The sequence below is a fragment of the Vitreimonas sp. genome, from assembly GCF_035627415.1.
In the GTDB taxonomy this organism is placed as follows: domain Bacteria; phylum Pseudomonadota; class Alphaproteobacteria; order Caulobacterales; family Aquidulcibacteraceae; genus Vitreimonas.
Map to the genome: position 1 here is coordinate 77,172 of NZ_DASPLU010000038.1, position 14,009 is coordinate 91,180.

Annotated in this window: 15 protein-coding genes; 8 read left to right on the top strand and 7 right to left on the bottom strand. The window is 68.2% G+C overall.

Annotation, left to right across the window (positions count from 1 at the left end; translation table 11 throughout):
• Positions 1-88 precede the first annotated feature (88 nt).
• The gene (locus tag VEA80_RS19100; RefSeq protein WP_325062387.1) at positions 89-967 is read left to right on the top strand and encodes a dienelactone hydrolase family protein; all 879 of its coding nucleotides are present in this window, start codon (positions 89-91) and stop codon (positions 965-967) included.
• A 205-nt stretch (positions 968-1,172) separates the two neighbouring features.
• The gene (locus VEA80_RS19105; RefSeq protein WP_325062388.1) at positions 1,173-2,231 is read left to right on the top strand and encodes an aldo/keto reductase; all 1,059 of its coding nucleotides are present in this window, start codon (positions 1,173-1,175) and stop codon (positions 2,229-2,231) included.
• Here VEA80_RS19105 and VEA80_RS19110 read toward each other — a convergent pair.
• From VEA80_RS19110 to hrcA, 4 genes are all read right to left on the bottom strand, one after another.
• The gene (locus tag VEA80_RS19110) at positions 2,228-3,241 is read right to left on the bottom strand and encodes an SDR family oxidoreductase (protein ID WP_325062389.1); all 1,014 of its coding nucleotides are present in this window, start codon (positions 3,239-3,241) and stop codon (positions 2,228-2,230) included. The genes VEA80_RS19105 and VEA80_RS19110 overlap by 4 nt on opposite strands.
• 135 nt (positions 3,242-3,376) lie before the next feature.
• Positions 3,377-5,560 carry a PPC domain-containing protein gene (locus VEA80_RS19115; protein WP_325062390.1) on the bottom strand — a complete coding sequence of 728 codons (2,184 nt, stop codon included), beginning with the start codon at positions 5,558-5,560 and terminating at the stop codon, positions 3,377-3,379.
• A gap of 181 nt (positions 5,561-5,741) precedes the next feature.
• A complete protein-coding gene (grpE, locus tag VEA80_RS19120) occupies positions 5,742-6,305 on the bottom strand; it encodes a nucleotide exchange factor GrpE (RefSeq protein ID WP_325062391.1) in 564 nt (187 codons plus the stop codon).
• 13 nt (positions 6,306-6,318) lie between these two features.
• Entirely contained in the window at positions 6,319-7,398 is a 1,080-nt protein-coding gene (gene hrcA, locus VEA80_RS19125; RefSeq protein WP_325062392.1) for a heat-inducible transcriptional repressor HrcA, read from the bottom strand.
• 87 nt (positions 7,399-7,485) lie between these two features.
• Between hrcA and VEA80_RS19130 the strand changes: the two genes are divergently transcribed.
• From VEA80_RS19130 to VEA80_RS19145, 4 genes are read left to right on the top strand one after another with little or no spacing between them, the layout of a single operon-like run.
• Positions 7,486-8,352, top strand: a complete 867-nt coding sequence (locus VEA80_RS19130; protein ID WP_325062393.1) for a hypothetical protein — start codon at positions 7,486-7,488, stop codon at positions 8,350-8,352.
• 57 nt (positions 8,353-8,409) lie between these two features.
• Entirely contained in the window at positions 8,410-9,123 is a 714-nt protein-coding gene (rph, locus tag VEA80_RS19135) for a ribonuclease PH (protein WP_325062394.1), read from the top strand.
• 27 nt (positions 9,124-9,150) lie between these two features.
• Positions 9,151-9,660 carry a hypothetical protein gene (locus VEA80_RS19140; protein WP_325062395.1) on the top strand — a complete coding sequence of 170 codons (510 nt, stop codon included), beginning with the start codon at positions 9,151-9,153 and terminating at the stop codon, positions 9,658-9,660.
• An 8-nt stretch (positions 9,661-9,668) separates the two neighbouring features.
• Positions 9,669-10,127: a hypothetical protein gene (locus VEA80_RS19145; protein ID WP_325062396.1), complete on the top strand. Its 459-nt coding sequence runs from the start codon at positions 9,669-9,671 to the stop codon at positions 10,125-10,127.
• Here the strand turns inward: VEA80_RS19145 and VEA80_RS19150 are convergent.
• Both VEA80_RS19150 and VEA80_RS19155 read right to left on the bottom strand, forming a co-directional pair.
• The gene (locus VEA80_RS19150; protein ID WP_325062397.1) at positions 10,124-10,375 is read right to left on the bottom strand and encodes a helix-turn-helix transcriptional regulator; all 252 of its coding nucleotides are present in this window, start codon (positions 10,373-10,375) and stop codon (positions 10,124-10,126) included. The two genes, VEA80_RS19145 and VEA80_RS19150, sit on opposite strands and share 4 nt — an antisense overlap.
• A complete protein-coding gene (locus tag VEA80_RS19155) occupies positions 10,375-10,980 on the bottom strand; it encodes a DUF2975 domain-containing protein (RefSeq protein WP_325062398.1) in 606 nt (201 codons plus the stop codon). The genes VEA80_RS19150 and VEA80_RS19155 overlap by 1 nt, the downstream gene beginning before the upstream one ends.
• 97 nt (positions 10,981-11,077) lie before the next feature.
• Here VEA80_RS19155 and rdgB point away from each other — a divergent pair, with 97 nt between their 5' ends.
• Positions 11,078-11,671, top strand: a complete 594-nt coding sequence (gene rdgB / locus VEA80_RS19160) for an RdgB/HAM1 family non-canonical purine NTP pyrophosphatase (RefSeq protein WP_325062399.1) — start codon at positions 11,078-11,080, stop codon at positions 11,669-11,671.
• A complete protein-coding gene (gene hemW / locus VEA80_RS19165; protein WP_325062400.1) occupies positions 11,668-12,801 on the top strand; it encodes a radical SAM family heme chaperone HemW in 1,134 nt (377 codons plus the stop codon). The genes rdgB and hemW overlap by 4 nt, the downstream gene beginning before the upstream one ends.
• Here the strand turns inward: hemW and VEA80_RS19170 are convergent.
• Positions 12,798-13,952: a penicillin-binding protein activator gene (locus tag VEA80_RS19170; RefSeq protein ID WP_325062401.1), complete on the bottom strand. Its 1,155-nt coding sequence runs from the start codon at positions 13,950-13,952 to the stop codon at positions 12,798-12,800. The genes hemW and VEA80_RS19170 overlap by 4 nt on opposite strands.
• Positions 13,953-14,009: the final 57 nt, after the last annotated feature.

The following is a 14,009-nucleotide window of genomic DNA, read 5'->3' on the forward strand; positions in this document are numbered from 1 at the left end:
CGAGATTTGACTGGCGCGGAGCCTGCCTCTGTCCCAGATGAGGCGCAAGGGGAGGCGCGGCAGGCGCTCTGCAAAAGGAGACGAACGAATGCGGCTCGATGGACCCGAAGGCAATTTTCCGCCGACCCGCCGCACGCTGGCGGCGTCGTTGTTCTTCGCCGGCTACGCCAGCGCCGCGCTCTCCTCGTGCGCGAGTCCGGTAACGACGCCGAGCGACGAGCTGATCACAGAGGACGTGCACGTCACCGGCGCCGGCGGCTATCGGCTGCCGGCTTATCTGGCGCGGCCGGCGGGGCAGGGGCGGCGCGGCACGGTCATCGTCGTCAATGAGATTTTCGGCATCCACGAGTACATCAAGGATGTTTGCCGCCGCTTCGCGCGCGAAGGTTTTGTCGCGCTCGCGCCCGATTATTTTGACCGCGCCGGCGATCCCGCGCCGCTGACGGACTTCGCGCAGATCCGCACGATCGTCGCCACCGCGAACCACGAGCAAGTGATGGGCGACACGCAAGGCGCGATCGATTGGCTGAAGGCGCAGCGTTTCGTGAAACGCGATGCAATCGGCATCACCGGTTTCTGCTGGGGCGGCACGGTCGTGTGGATGGCGGCTGCGCTGTCGCCGGACATCAAGGCCGGCGTCGCCTGGTATGGACGCTTGGTGCGGCCGGCGGCGGGGAGTTGGGGCGCGGAGGAGGAGCGGCCGTGGCCGTATGACATCGCCGCGGCGATCCACGCGCCGGTGCTCGGGCTCTATGCGGAGAACGATCGTGGCATTCCGCTCGAGAGCGTAGAGAACATGCGCGCGGCGCTTTCGGCGGCGGACAATCCGACGGGCTCGGAGATCATCGTCTATCCCGGCGTGCAGCACGGCTTTCACGCCGATTATCGCGAGAGCTACAACGCCGAAGCGGCGGCCGACGGTTGGGCGCGTGCGTTGACGTGGTTTCGTGAGCACGGCGTGAGTTAGCGCACTCGTTCCTTCCGCCGTCATCCTGGGGCGCGCGCAGCGCGAGCCCAGGATCCAAGGGCGACAGTCGCGCTCTATGATCTTCTGGATCCTGGGCTCTCGGCTATGCCGAGCCCCAGGATGACGGTGGAAGCGGTGCGCGCACCTAACGATTCGCTGTCTCGCGTCCTATGTTGGCCGCAGCTCACCAGGAAGGACGATCCGCATGCGCTATCGCAAACTCGGCCGCACGGGCCTTGCCGTGTCGGAAATCTGCCTCGGCACCATGACGTTCGGCGGCGACGGTTTCTGGAAAGTCATCGGCGCGCTCGAACAAGAGGAGTCGACCAAGCTGGTCAGAACGGCGTTCGATCAAGGCGTCACCTTCATCGACACGGCCGATGTCTATTCCAACGGCCTCTCCGAACAGGTGCTCGGGCGCGCCATCCGCGACTTGCCGCGCGACGAACTGGTGATCGCGACCAAGGTGTTCGGCCGCATGGGCGCCTACAGCCCGGAGCAAACGCCGGAGTTTCAGCGCCGCTACGCCAACACCAATCTCTGGGGCCTTTCGCGCAAGCACGTGTTCGACGCCATCGACGCGAGCTTGACGCGGTTGGGGCTCGATTACGTCGATCTCTATCAAGTGCACGCGTTCGACAATGTGACGCCGCTCGAAGAGACGCTCGAGGCGCTCGATGAAGTCGTGAAGTCAGGCCGGGCGCGCTATATCGGGCTCTGCAATTTCGCCGCCTGGCAGATCGCCAAGGCGCTCGGCGTATCCGAGCGCAACGGGCTGGCGCGGTTCGAGTCGCTGCAGATGTACTATTCGATCGCCGGGCGCGATCTCGAGCGTGAGGTTGCGCCGCTGGCGAAGGACCAGCAGCTCGCGATCCTGCCGTGGAGCCCGCTCGCGGGCGGCTTTCTCTCGGGCAAGTTCACGCGCAACAGCACGGGCGAAGGCCGCCGCGCCTCGTTCGACTTCCCGCCGGTCGACAAGGACAAGGCCTACGACATCATCGACGTGATGAAGGAAATGGGCGATGCGCGCGGCGTCTCCGTCGCGCAGATCGCGCTCGCGTGGCTCCTGCATCAGAAGCACGTCACCAGCGTGATCATCGGCGCGAAGACCGAGGCGCAGCTCAATGACAATCTCGCGGCGACCGCGGTCGAATTGTCGAGCGACGATCTGAAGCGCCTGGACGAGGTGTCGAAGCTGAAGCCGGAATATCCGGGCTGGATGCTGGAGCGCCAGGGCGGCGAGCGGGCGAGCGGGTTGAGCTAGCCGGCCGAGCGCGTTAGGCGCCGCGCCAGTGCGGCGCCCAACAGGGCGCCGATCGCGGCGCAGGCGAGCGCGCCGACGCCGATCGGCAGCCATCGCCCGGCCGCGCCGGAGATAATGAGACCCTTTGTGCGCGCGCCCGCGCCGAACGAGCCGCGCGCCTCGTGACGCGTCGGCGCGGGACGCATCAGATTGTCGATCCGCTCCGCCGGCAAGGCGCGGCGCGTCTCCTGGCCCTCGACGGTTGTGCGCGCGAGAATGCGGTCGAGCCATCCCGGCGCGCTCATGCCGCCGAGAATGGTCTGCGCCGTCATCAGGCTGAGCCAGTACTCGCGCTTGGGATGGGCCACGCACCGCGCGATCGCCGTGGCGGCGGCTTCGGGCTGGTAGACGACTTTGGTCGCGGGCTTCGGCGTGTAGGCGCGGTGCGAGCGGGCCCAATCGAATTGCGGTGTGTTCACCGCCGGCAGGTGCACCATCGAAACGTGCACTGGAATTTTGTCGTGCAGCAGCTCGCTGCGCAGCGATTCGGTGAAGCCGACCAGCGCGTGCTTGGCGCCGCAATAGGCCGATTGCAGCGGAATGCCGCGATAGGCGAGGGCGGAGCCGACATGGATGATGTGTCCGCGCTTGCGCGGCCGCATCCGCCGCAACGCCGCCATCGTCCCGTGCACGGCGCCGAGATAGGTCACCGCGGTGACGCGCGCGAATTCCTCCGCCGTCATGTCGTCGACGCTGGCGAATACTGTGGTCATTGCGTTGTTCACCCACACGTCGATCGCGCCGAGCGCGCGCTCCATCTCCGCCGCCGCATGCTCCACCGCGTCCGCGTCGGCGACGTCGGCTTCGACGCCGTGCGCCTTTGCGCCGAGCGTGCGCAGCTCTTCCAGGGTTTCCGCCAGTCCGCCTCTGGCGATGACGCCGACGCGCCAGCCGTCGCGCGCGAACCTCTGCGCCGTGGCGCGGCCGACGCCTGCGCTGGCGCCGGTGATGACGATGACGCGATCCGGCATGGACGAACTCCTTCGGCCGTTGCTCAGCGGCAACGACGTGTTCGAACGAGCGGTTCCGGTTCAGCCGGCGCAAAAGAAAAGCGGCGGCGCTCTTGTCCAGCGCCGCCGCCCCAAGCGTGCGTCCCCGCGTTTAGCCTACTGACGCACGATCTGAACCTGATAGCCGCCGAGCGAGCCGCCAAGGCCGCTCGCCTGGATGTAGTATTCGCCGGCGGTCTGCGGCGTGAAGCGCAGGCGCGCATCCAAGCCGTCGCCGCTGTCGTCGTCGGTGACGACGCTCTCGCCGTTGGCATCTAGGATCGTCACGAACGGGTCTGCCAGCGGATTGTCGCCCTCGCCGCGCACGTCGATCGTATAGCGTACGCCGGCCTCGAGCGTGACGCGGTACTGATCGAGGTCGCCGAGCATGTCGATGCGGCTGACGCGGCTGTCGTCGGCGGGGTCGAGGTTCTCGTCGGTGTAGGCGTTGCCGGGCACGTCGGTGTCGACGGCGCGCAGATTGTACTGGCCCGTGCCGGAGGCGCCGTAGGACGAGACGCCGAGGAAGAACGTGCCGCCCGTCGGCGAGGCGTAGCTCAAATACGAGTTGAGGCCCATGCCGCCATCGTCGTCGGAGACGACCGCATTGCCTTGGGAGTCGTAGAGCGTGAGATAGGGATCGGCGAGCGGGGTCTCGCCGGCGCCTTCGAGCGTGATCCGATAAGGCCGGCCTTCGATCATCTCGATCATGTACCAGTCGGCGTCGTCGGCCGCGCCGATGCGGCTGAAGCGGCCTTCGCCGTTCGGCATGAAATAGTCGGCGTTGTCGATGCTCTGACCGATTTCGCCGGCAATCACGCCGACCGCGTAGCGGCCTGAGGCGTCCTCGGCAAAGCCGCGCACTTCGACGTAGTGCGCGCCCGCGGCCGTCGCTTGATATTCGAGGAAGGCGTTCAGGCCTTCGCCGCCGTCGTCGTCGCGCGCGATTTCGGTCCCGTCCGGCCCGTAAAGCACGAGGTAGGGGTCGCCGAGCGCGTCGGCGGTCTGGACGACGTCGGCGTTGATGCGCACGGCTTGGCCTTCGGCGAGTTCGAGCCGGTACCAATCGCGGTCGCCGGCGGGCGCGAGCCCGCCTTCGCGATAATCGCCGTCGGCGCTCATCACCGCATCGGTGGAGGCGTCGCTCGGGATGTCGCCGCTCATCGCCGCCAGAGTGTACGTGCCGACCGCTTCTTCGCTGAAGCCCGCGGCTTCGACGAAGTAATTGCCGGCCGCCGTGGCGGTGAACTCGAGATAGGAGTTGAGGCCTTCGCCGCCGTCATCGTCGACGGCGACTTCCTGGCCGTTGGCGTCATAGACCCGCACCAGCGGGTCGAACGCGTTGTCGCCGGAGCTGGTGAGCGTGAAGCGGTAGGTCTCGCCTTCGGCGAGGCGGACGCGATACCAGTCGGTGTCGGTCGGAAACTCGAGGTTGCCGTTGACGCTGTCGCCGAGATCGATCCGGCCGCGGGTGGAGCGATTGTTGGCGATCGCGTCGGTCGGCAGCCGCTCGGCGGCGACGTTGAGCGCGTAGGCGCCGGTGTAGGCGTCGGCGTAGCCGCGCGCTTCGATGAACACTTCGCCATTGGCGCGCGGGATGTAGTCGATCGCCGCGTTGAGGCTTTCTTCCGTGTCGTCGCCCATGGCGAGCTCGTTGCCGTCGGCGTCGATAATGCGCAGCATCGGGTCGCCGAGCGCGCCGTCGGCGGTGTCGACGTCGTCGGCGCCGTCGAGCGTGATGCGATAGCGCTGTCCGGTGCGCACCGCGAGGCGATACCAATCGACGTCGCCTTCGTATTCGATGCTGCCGCCGACGGCGCGGCCGGGCGCGATGCGCGCGCGCGTGTCGGCGCTGTTGCCGGCGTCGTCCCGCGGCAGGGGAGAGGCGCTGACGCTGAGTCGGTAGCCGCCCGTCGCCTGTTCGCTGAATGCGCGCGCTTCGACGAACACTTCGCCCGAAGCGCCGGGCGCGTACGTCACCGCCGAGTTGAAGCCGTTGGCGTCGTCGTTGAACGCGAGCTGCACGCCTTCGCCGTCATAGATCGCGATCATCGGATCGAGCGCTTGGCCGTCGGCGCCGGGCATGCCGTCGAGGGTGAAGCTGTAGCGCTGGCCTTGCTCCACGCGCAGCCGGTACCAATCCACGTCGCCGGCGCTGTCGATCTGGCCGTCGACGGCGCCGTTCAGCGCGGCGGTGGTGCTGGCATCGCCCGCGGGGTCATTGTCCTGAGCCGAAGCCGCGCCGGCAAAGCTCATCAGCAACGCAGCGGTCGCCGCGCCGAACAGTAATTTTCCCCGCATATTCCCCTCCGAGTTCCGCAGACTCCTCGGGGCCCGTTTGACCACGACGAACACTGCTCGTCGCCATGGTTAACGATCATTCATGTTCCAGGCAAAGCGGGAATTGGGCGAAATGACGGTAACGCGCCCCATCGCCGCAGGACGGCGGGCGCCGTAAGCATGGCTCGGCCGCGGATGAGGCTCAGACCTTGACGTCTACGGTTGGCGCGGCCGCCGATGCGCCGCCGCCGGCGGAGACGAGCACCATGGCGGCGCGCAGCGTGCGGTCGTTCAGGACGTAGCCGGGCTGCATTACCTCGAGGATCACGCCGGCCGGCTGATCGGAGGGGGCCTGCGCCACGGCTTGATGCAGGTTCGGGTTGAAGGCCTCGCCCTTGGCGCCGACGCGCTTCAGCCCGTGGCGCGCGAACACATCCACCATCGTGCGCTCGGTGAGCTCGAGACCGGCGATGAGGTTGCGCGTCGCTTCATCGGCGGCGCCTTGTGGCGCGGCGGCGAGAGCGCGGCCCAAAGTGTCGGCGATCGGCAGCAGGTCCGCGGCGAAGCGATCGATGGCGTAGGCGCGCGCTTCGGCGGCTTGGCGTTCGGCGCGGCGGCGCGTGTTCTCGACTTCGGCCAGCGCGCGCAGCATGTCGTCGCGCGCTTTCGCCAGCTCCGCTTCCAGCACGCTGGTGTCGAGCGTCTCGGCCGGCGCTTCGTCTTGCTGGTTCCGCACTTGCTGCTGGTTGTCGGTTTCGTTTGTCATTCCATTCCTCGTTTCAGCGTTCGCCGCCGCGGCCGTCGAGCACCCGGCCGACGACGCGCGCGGTATAGTCCACCACCGGGATCACCCGGGCGTAATTCAGCCGCGTCGGCCCGATCACCCCGAGCGCGCCGACGACCTTGCGTTCGGCGTTCATATAGGGCGCGACGATCAAGCTCGACCCCGAGAGCGAAAACAGCGGATTTTCGGAGCCGATGAAGACGCGGACGGTCTCGGCTGACTTGGCGAGATCGAGCACTTGGATCAGTTCGCGGGTCTTCTCCAGGTCGTCGAACAGCTGGCGCGCGCGTTCGAGATCGGCGATCGCCTGCTGATCCTTGAGCAGATTGCCGCGGCCGCGGACGATCAGGGAACGGCCGAGCATCGGGTCCTCGCCGGACCATTCGACCAATCCGCTCTCCACCAGCTTGGCGGCGGCGGCGTCGAGTTCGGCGCGGTCGCGCTGCAGCGCCTCGGCCGCCGCAACGCGCGCTTCGTTCAGCGTCCTGCCCTTGAAACGCGCGTTGAGATAATTCGCCGCTTCGGCCAGCGCCCCGGGCGGCATCTCCGGCGGCGTGGTGATGACGCGGTTCTCGATCTGGTTGTCTTCGAAGACGAGCACCAGCAGCGCCTGGCCCGGGCCGATGCCGACGATTTCGGCGTGGCGCACCGGCGCGTCGCGTTGCGGCGTCACGACGAGCCCGGCGCCGCCGGCGAGGCCGGAGAGCAGATCGGACGCGGCGCCCAGGACGTCCTGCGGGTTCGAGCCCGCTTGGGCGATGCGCGCCTCGATTTCGCGCTTTTCGTCCGGCGGCACGTCGCCCAGCTGCAGCAGGCTGTCGACGAAGAAGCGCAAGCCGACCTGAGTCGGCAGGCGGCCGGCCATAGCATGCGGCGCCTGCAAAAGACCCAGGCTGGCGAGGTCGGCCATGGTGTTGCGGATCGACGCGGCGGAGAGGCCCATGCCGCCGAGCTTCGAAAGCGTGCGCGAGCCCACCGGCTCGCCGGTGGTCAAATAAGATTCCACGATCTCGCGGAAGATCTCGCGAGCGCGGGCGTCCAACGACGTGAGATCGGGGGCGGGGGGCTGCGCCATCGGCGCTCTAGGTAGCGAACAGCGCCCGTCGCGCAAGCGGGAGAGGGCGCGACTTGATTTCGCCGTGTTCCCTGGCGAGGAGGGCGCATGCGGTTGGGGATCTTCGCTTTTCTTGTTCTGTTGTGCTGCGCCGCGCCGGCGGCGGCGCAGACGGCGATCACGCTGCGCGCCGAGCCGGCGCCTATTGTCGACGCCGAGATCAACGGCCGGGCGGTGCGGCTCGAGGTCGATCTGCGGTTTCCGAGCGGCTTGGCGCTGAGCGCCGCCGCGGCGCGACGGCTGCGCGTGCGGCAATTGCCGCTGATGCAGATCGGCGTCGGCATCGAGGGCAGCGACGCCACCTTGCGCGGCCGCATCGCCCGTCCGCGCATCCTGTTCGAGGGCCGCGCCGCGCGCGCCTTCGCCGGGGTGTTCGGGGCGCCGGTGACGACGCGGGCCGATGGCGTGATCGGGCCCGGGGCGCTGCCGTACGACATCATCACCATCGTCCTCAACCCGGAGCCGCCCGGCGCACGCGACATCGTGCTGCCGCTCGAAGATGCGGATGACTGGACCGTGCGCACGCAGATTGGCGGCCAGCAATTTCAGGTGAATTTCAACGTCGCCAACAGCGCCAGCGTCTTCAATCGCACCGCATCGCGCGCGCTCGATGCGACGGGCGACATACCGGCGGCGGGCGCCGTCGCCGAAATGCCGCTGATCCTGGGGCTGCGGACGATGATGCAGCCGGTGGAGACCGAACTCAGCGTGTTCGGTCTGCCAGTGCGTCCGGCCTATGCGCGCACGAACGCGCCGCTGCTCGGCGCAACCGAGGACGATGCGATCGTGGTGCGCGGGGAGGCGGAAGATGCGCCGCCGCCGATTCTTGTGCTCGGCCGCTCGGCCTTGTCGCGCTGCGCCTCGATCAGCGTCGATCGGCGTTCGCGGCGAATGACGTTGCGCTGCGCGGTCTAGAGCTTTACCCGCGTCGCGCTTTCGGCCATGCAGCGCGCTCGAAGTTCAGGAGGTTACATGCGCCCTTCCGGCCGCGCGCCCGATCAATTGCGCGACGTCACGCTCGAAATCGGCGTCTCCCGCTACGCCGAGGGCTCGTGCCTCGCGCGGTTCGGGCAGACGCACGTCTTGTGCGCGGCCAGCGTGGAGCAGGGCGTGCCCGGCTGGCTGAAGGGGCAGGGCCGCGGCTGGGTGACCGCCGAATACGGCATGCTGCCGCGGGCCACGCACACGCGCGGGCGCCGTGAAGCGGCGCAGGGCAAGCAGTCGGGCCGCACGCAGGAGATTCAGCGTCTGATCGGGCGCAGCCTGCGCTCTGTGATTGATCTCAAGGCGCTGGGCGACCGCACCATCACGCTCGATTGCGACGTCATCCAAGCCGACGGCGGCACCCGCACTGCGGCGATCACCGGCGCCTGGGTCGCGCTCAGCAAGGCCTGCGCGTACCTGGTCGAGGAGAAGGTGCTCAAGTCCAACCCGATCACGGGCCAGGTGGCGGCGATATCGTGCGGCGTGTTCAACGGCGCGCCGGTGCTCGATCTCGATTATGCCGAAGATTCCAGCGCCGAGGTCGACGCCAACTTCATTCTCGCCGGCGACGGGCGCATGATCGAGCTGCAAGCCACCGGCGAACAGCGCCCGTTCTCGGACGAGGAGTTCGCCGAGCTGATGCGCTTGGCCAAGCACGGCTGCGGCCAGTTGTTCGAGAAGCAGCGCCAAACCATGTCGTGAAGGCCGACCATCGTGAAGGAGAGGGCGATGCTGCGTGTTTCTGCTCTGACGCTGTGCGTGTTGGCGGCGGCGGCGTGCAGTCAGCCGGCTCAGGTCGAAGCGCCTGACAGCATCGCGGCAGTCGCCGGCGCCGACGTGCCGGCGGACGTTGTCGCCGCGGCGCAAGCGGTCGCGCCGGGCTTCACCGTCTCGGAAGCGGAGCGCAAGGAGCGCGACGGCCGGGTCTATTACGACGTCGAAGGACTGCGCGCTGACGGCGCGGAGATCGAACTCGACATTCTGCAGACCGAGCAGGGCTGGCGCGTGGTTGAAGTTCAGCGCGAGATTGCATGGAGCGCGGCGCCGGCGTCCGTGCGTACGGTCGCGGAAGCGTCGCCCGGCGCGTTCACGCCGGTGCGGGTGATCGAGAGCGTTCAGACCGAAGACAGCGCCGTGATCTACGAATTGTTCGCCGAAGGCCGCCCGGAAGCGCCGTCAATGGAAGTGCGCGTGGATGGAAGCGGAACGCGGGTCATGACGCAAGCGAACCCGCACTGATGCACGAGATGGCGCATCGGCTCTGCGCCGCCGGCGCGGTGAAGCGCGTCGCGCGGGTAGGGCATGCGCCGTTCGGAGGCGACGATCCGATCGAGATCGCGTTCGAAAACGGCGTGATCTTTGCGATCGAAGTCGGCTTCGAATCGGCGACCGATGTCCAGATTTTCGAAGGCACGGTGTTCGAAAACGCATACGGCCATCTCCGCACGGAGGAGCCGGAGACGTTCGCGGCGATCGCCCGTGACTGGTCGAGCGAGGACATCGATTTGCCGTGGCTGATCGGCGCGGCGCTTTCCAATCCGCGCCGGCTGGCGATGACCAATCCCTATCGGGTCGATGTCGGTTATGTGTTCGACGCCGCCGGCCGGCAGTTCGCACTGTTTGGCGAGGCCGATTACATTTGGGCGGCGGATCTCGCCGACGAAGACCTGGCGCAATTCCGGCTCGAGATCGGCGCGCCGGTTTAATTGTCGGCGGTCTCCGCCGACGCGTCCTCGTAAGCTTCGTCGCCGCCGGCCTCGTAGCTCAACAGCTCGCCGGGCTGGCATTCGAGCACGCGGCAGAGCGCATTCAAGGTCGAGAAGCGGATCGCCTTGGCTTTGCCGGTTTTCAGGATCGAAAGGTTGGCGAGCGTGACGCCGACCTTTTCGCTCAAATCCGTCAGCGACATGCGCCGTTCCAGCAGGATGCGGTCGAGAGTGACGCGGATCGCCATCAGATCGTCAGCTCCTGCTCTTCCTTGAGGCGCGCGCCTTCGCGGAAGACTTCAGCCAACACGATCAGGATGAGGATCGAACCCCAGGTGGAGATATCGAGACTGATGCGGAAATCGGCGTCGATGTCCGGTTCGAAATTCACCAGCAGCGCCGCGGTCAGCCCCAGCAGCGCGTAGCGGGAGAGTTCGATCACCAGCATGGTGATCCAGATGACGCGCAGGTGGCGCGCGTTCTCGCGCCGGAACGGCTCGCCCGAGGTGAAGCTGTCGAACAGTTTACGCAGGCGCCAGACGATGATGAGAGCGCCGGCCACGGCGACGGCGCCGATCAGGAGGCCGGGGACGACCACGGGCCAAGTCGCGCCGCCCGGCTCGTCGTAGCTGACCTGGAAGGAGCCGCCGCCTTCGTCGCCGAGACGGATCTGGCCGTCGCCGCCGGTCAGCACGCTCGGATCGACGCTGCCGTTCGCAATCAGCGCCAGCAGGACACCATAGCCTACCGCAGCGAGTACGAGCGCCGCAGCCGCAATCCAAAGGCACACCCAAGCCACCATGAGTGCGATCTGCACCCAAGCCGCGATCGAGCCTTTGCCCAGGGCTTTCATTTCCGGCGTCTTGCTCCCTTAGGACTGAACCCTAGCCAGGGTTTATTGATAAACGATATAGACCCAGCTCCCCGCCGTCAAACAAGGGTTGCCGATCATGCCTAAGCTCACCGGCCGCCTGGTCGTCGCCAGCCACAATTCGGGGAAAGTCCGGGAAATCGCCGCGCTCTTGGCCCCGCTGGGGGTGGAGGCGGTCTCGGCAGCTTCGCTCGGCCTGCCGGAGCCGGAGGAGACGGAAACCACTTTCGCCGGCAACGCCGCGCTCAAGGCGCGTGCGGCGGCGGAGACGTCCGGGCTGCCGGCGCTGGCGGACGATTCCGGGCTCGAAGTGTTCGCGCTGGGCGGGGATCCGGGGGTCTATTCGGCGCGCTGGGCGGGGCCGCAGAAGGATTTCGCCGCGGCGATGGCGCGGGTGCGCGACGAACTCGCCGCGTGCAAGGCTGAGGATGTCTCGGCCCGCTTCGTCTGCGCCTTGGCGCTGGCGGAGCCCGGCGGGGGCGTCGAGGTGTTCGAAGGCGAGGCGCGCGGCGCCATCGTCTGGCCGCCGCGCGGGGACAAGGGCTTCGGCTACGATCCGATCTTCCAGCCCGAAGGCGAGACCCGCACGTTCGGCGAGATGACGCACGAGGAGAAGCTGCCGCTGACGCACCGCGCCCGCGCGTTCGAGAAATTGCTCGCGGCGCTGAGATGAACCAGCTCGGCATCTACGTGCATTGGCCGTACTGCGCCGCGATCTGCCCGTATTGCGACTTCAACGTCTATCGCGCCCGCGGCGCCGACAACGCGCCGTTGCTCGACGCCATCGTCGCCGACCTGCACGCGCATGCGCAGCGTTTCGGGCGGCGCGACGCGGACAGCCTTTTCTTCGGCGGCGGCACGCCGTCGCTGCTCCGCGGCGAAGAAATCGCACGCCTGATCGAGGCGGCGGCGCAGGCGTTTGGCTTGAGCCAGGAATGCGAGATCACGCTCGAAGCCAATCCGGAGGACGCCCACCTGTTCGCCGAGCAAGCGGCGGCGGGCGTCAACCGCTTCTCCATCGGCGCGCAAGCGTTCGACGATGCTGCGTTGAAGGCGCTTGGCCGCCGACACGATGCGGCGGCCGGTCTCCGCGCCATCGAGGCGGCCGCGGCGACGGGCAAGCGCGTCTCGCTCGATCTCATTTATGCGCGGGAAGGGCAGAGCCTCGAAGCCTGGCGCGCGGAGCTCGGCGCGGCCCTCGCGCTGCCGGTGGAGCACCTGTCGCTCTATCAGCTGACGATCGAACCGGAGACGGCGTTCGCGCGTCGCGTCGCGCGCGGCCAGCTCACGCCGCCTGACAACGAACTGGCGGCGTCATTGTATGAGCTCACGCAGGAGCTGTGCGCCGCCGCGGGTTTCGATGCGTACGAGATCTCCAATCACGCGCGCACGCCAGCGGCGCGGTCGCGTCATAATTTGATCTACTGGCGCGGCGGCGATTGGGTCGGCGTCGGCCCCGGCGCGCACGGACGGGTGACGCATCGCGGCGCGCGCATCGCGCTCGAGGCGCAGCGGCGGCCGCGCGATTATATCGACGCCGTGCGCGAGAACGGCATCGGCTGGATTTCCGAAGCGACGCTCACCGGCGAGGAAGCGGCCGACGAAACGCTGCTGATGGGGCTGCGCACGATCGAGGGCGCCGACGCGTTGCGCGTCGCCGCGTTGCGCAGCCGGCCGATCAAGCCGGAGGCGCTGGCGTGGCTCGTCGAGGAAGGCTTCGTCACGCACGATGGCGGACGCATTCGGCTGACGACGCGCGGGCGCATCGTCGCCAATACGGTCGCGGCCGAGCTGGCGGTTTAGGTCCCCGAGCGCGGGAATTGCTGCGGCGCCGCGTCGAGGATGGCGACGTCGTTCTGGCGCACTTCGATGATGGCGAGGCCGCGTTCGATGGCGCCATTGGAGCGGAAGCGGAAGAGGCCGTCCGAGCCGGCGAAGCCTTCGCTGTTCTCCAGCCGCGCGCGCGAGAATCCGTCGGCGCCGCCGTCGCGCGAGAGCAGGGCGGCGAGCGCGACGGCGTCGTAGCCGAGGCTCGCCAACCGCGTCGGCGCAGCGCCGAACGCCGCCTGGTAGCGGCTTTCGAAACTGGTGCGCGCCGCCGGGTCGGGCGAGACGAACCAGCCGCCGGCGAGCGTCGGTTCGCGTTGCGCGTCGCCGGCCCAAACGCTGGTGCCCATGAAGCGCACTTGGCTGCGGTCGACGCCCGCTTGCACCAGGGCGGTGCCGATCGACCGCAGCGCTGTGCCGCTTTCGGCGATCAGGACGCCTTGCACGGGCTGGGTGCGGATGGCGTTGGCGACGGCCGTCGCCGCAGCGGACGCTTCGGCGTCGGTGCGGTTGTAGAGGCGGCTGTGCACGATGGTGACGCCGTGCAGCTGCGCTTCGGCGCGGAGCGCGCTCTCGACCCGGCGTCCATAATCGTTCGAGGGCGCGAGCAGCGCGATGGTGCGGATGTTGTGCTGCGCTGCGTAGGAAACGAGACGTGAGATTTCGTCTTCGAGCTGGAAGCTCAGCAGATAGGCGCCGTTGCCGCCGACCATGCGGTCCGAGGAGAAGCCGATCACCGGAATGTTTTCGCTGCGGGCGGCGTTCGCGGCGCCGATGACGCCCTCGCGCAGCACCGGGCCGATGATGATGTCGGCGCCGTCCGTCACCAGCGCGCGTGCGGCGGCGTTGGCGGAGGCTTCGTCGGCGCCGGCGTCGCGCGGGATCAGCAGTGTGTTCTGGTTGCCGTGATCGAAGAGCGCGAGTTCGGCGGCGTTGTAGATCGCCGTGGCCTCCTGCGGACGCAGCGAGAAGGGGAGCAGCAGCCCGACACGAACGACCTCCCGGCCGCGCATGAAGGGCGGCGTCACGCCGTCGCGGGTCTGCACTTGCGCTTCGGTCGGCGCGGCAGGCCCCACCGGACCAACCGGCGGCGGCGTGCTGGACGGGGAAGAGGCGCAGGCGGCCATGAAAGCGGCCAAACTGACGGCCGCGGCCGTCTTCACGCTTGGCGCGCGCAGCGGGCG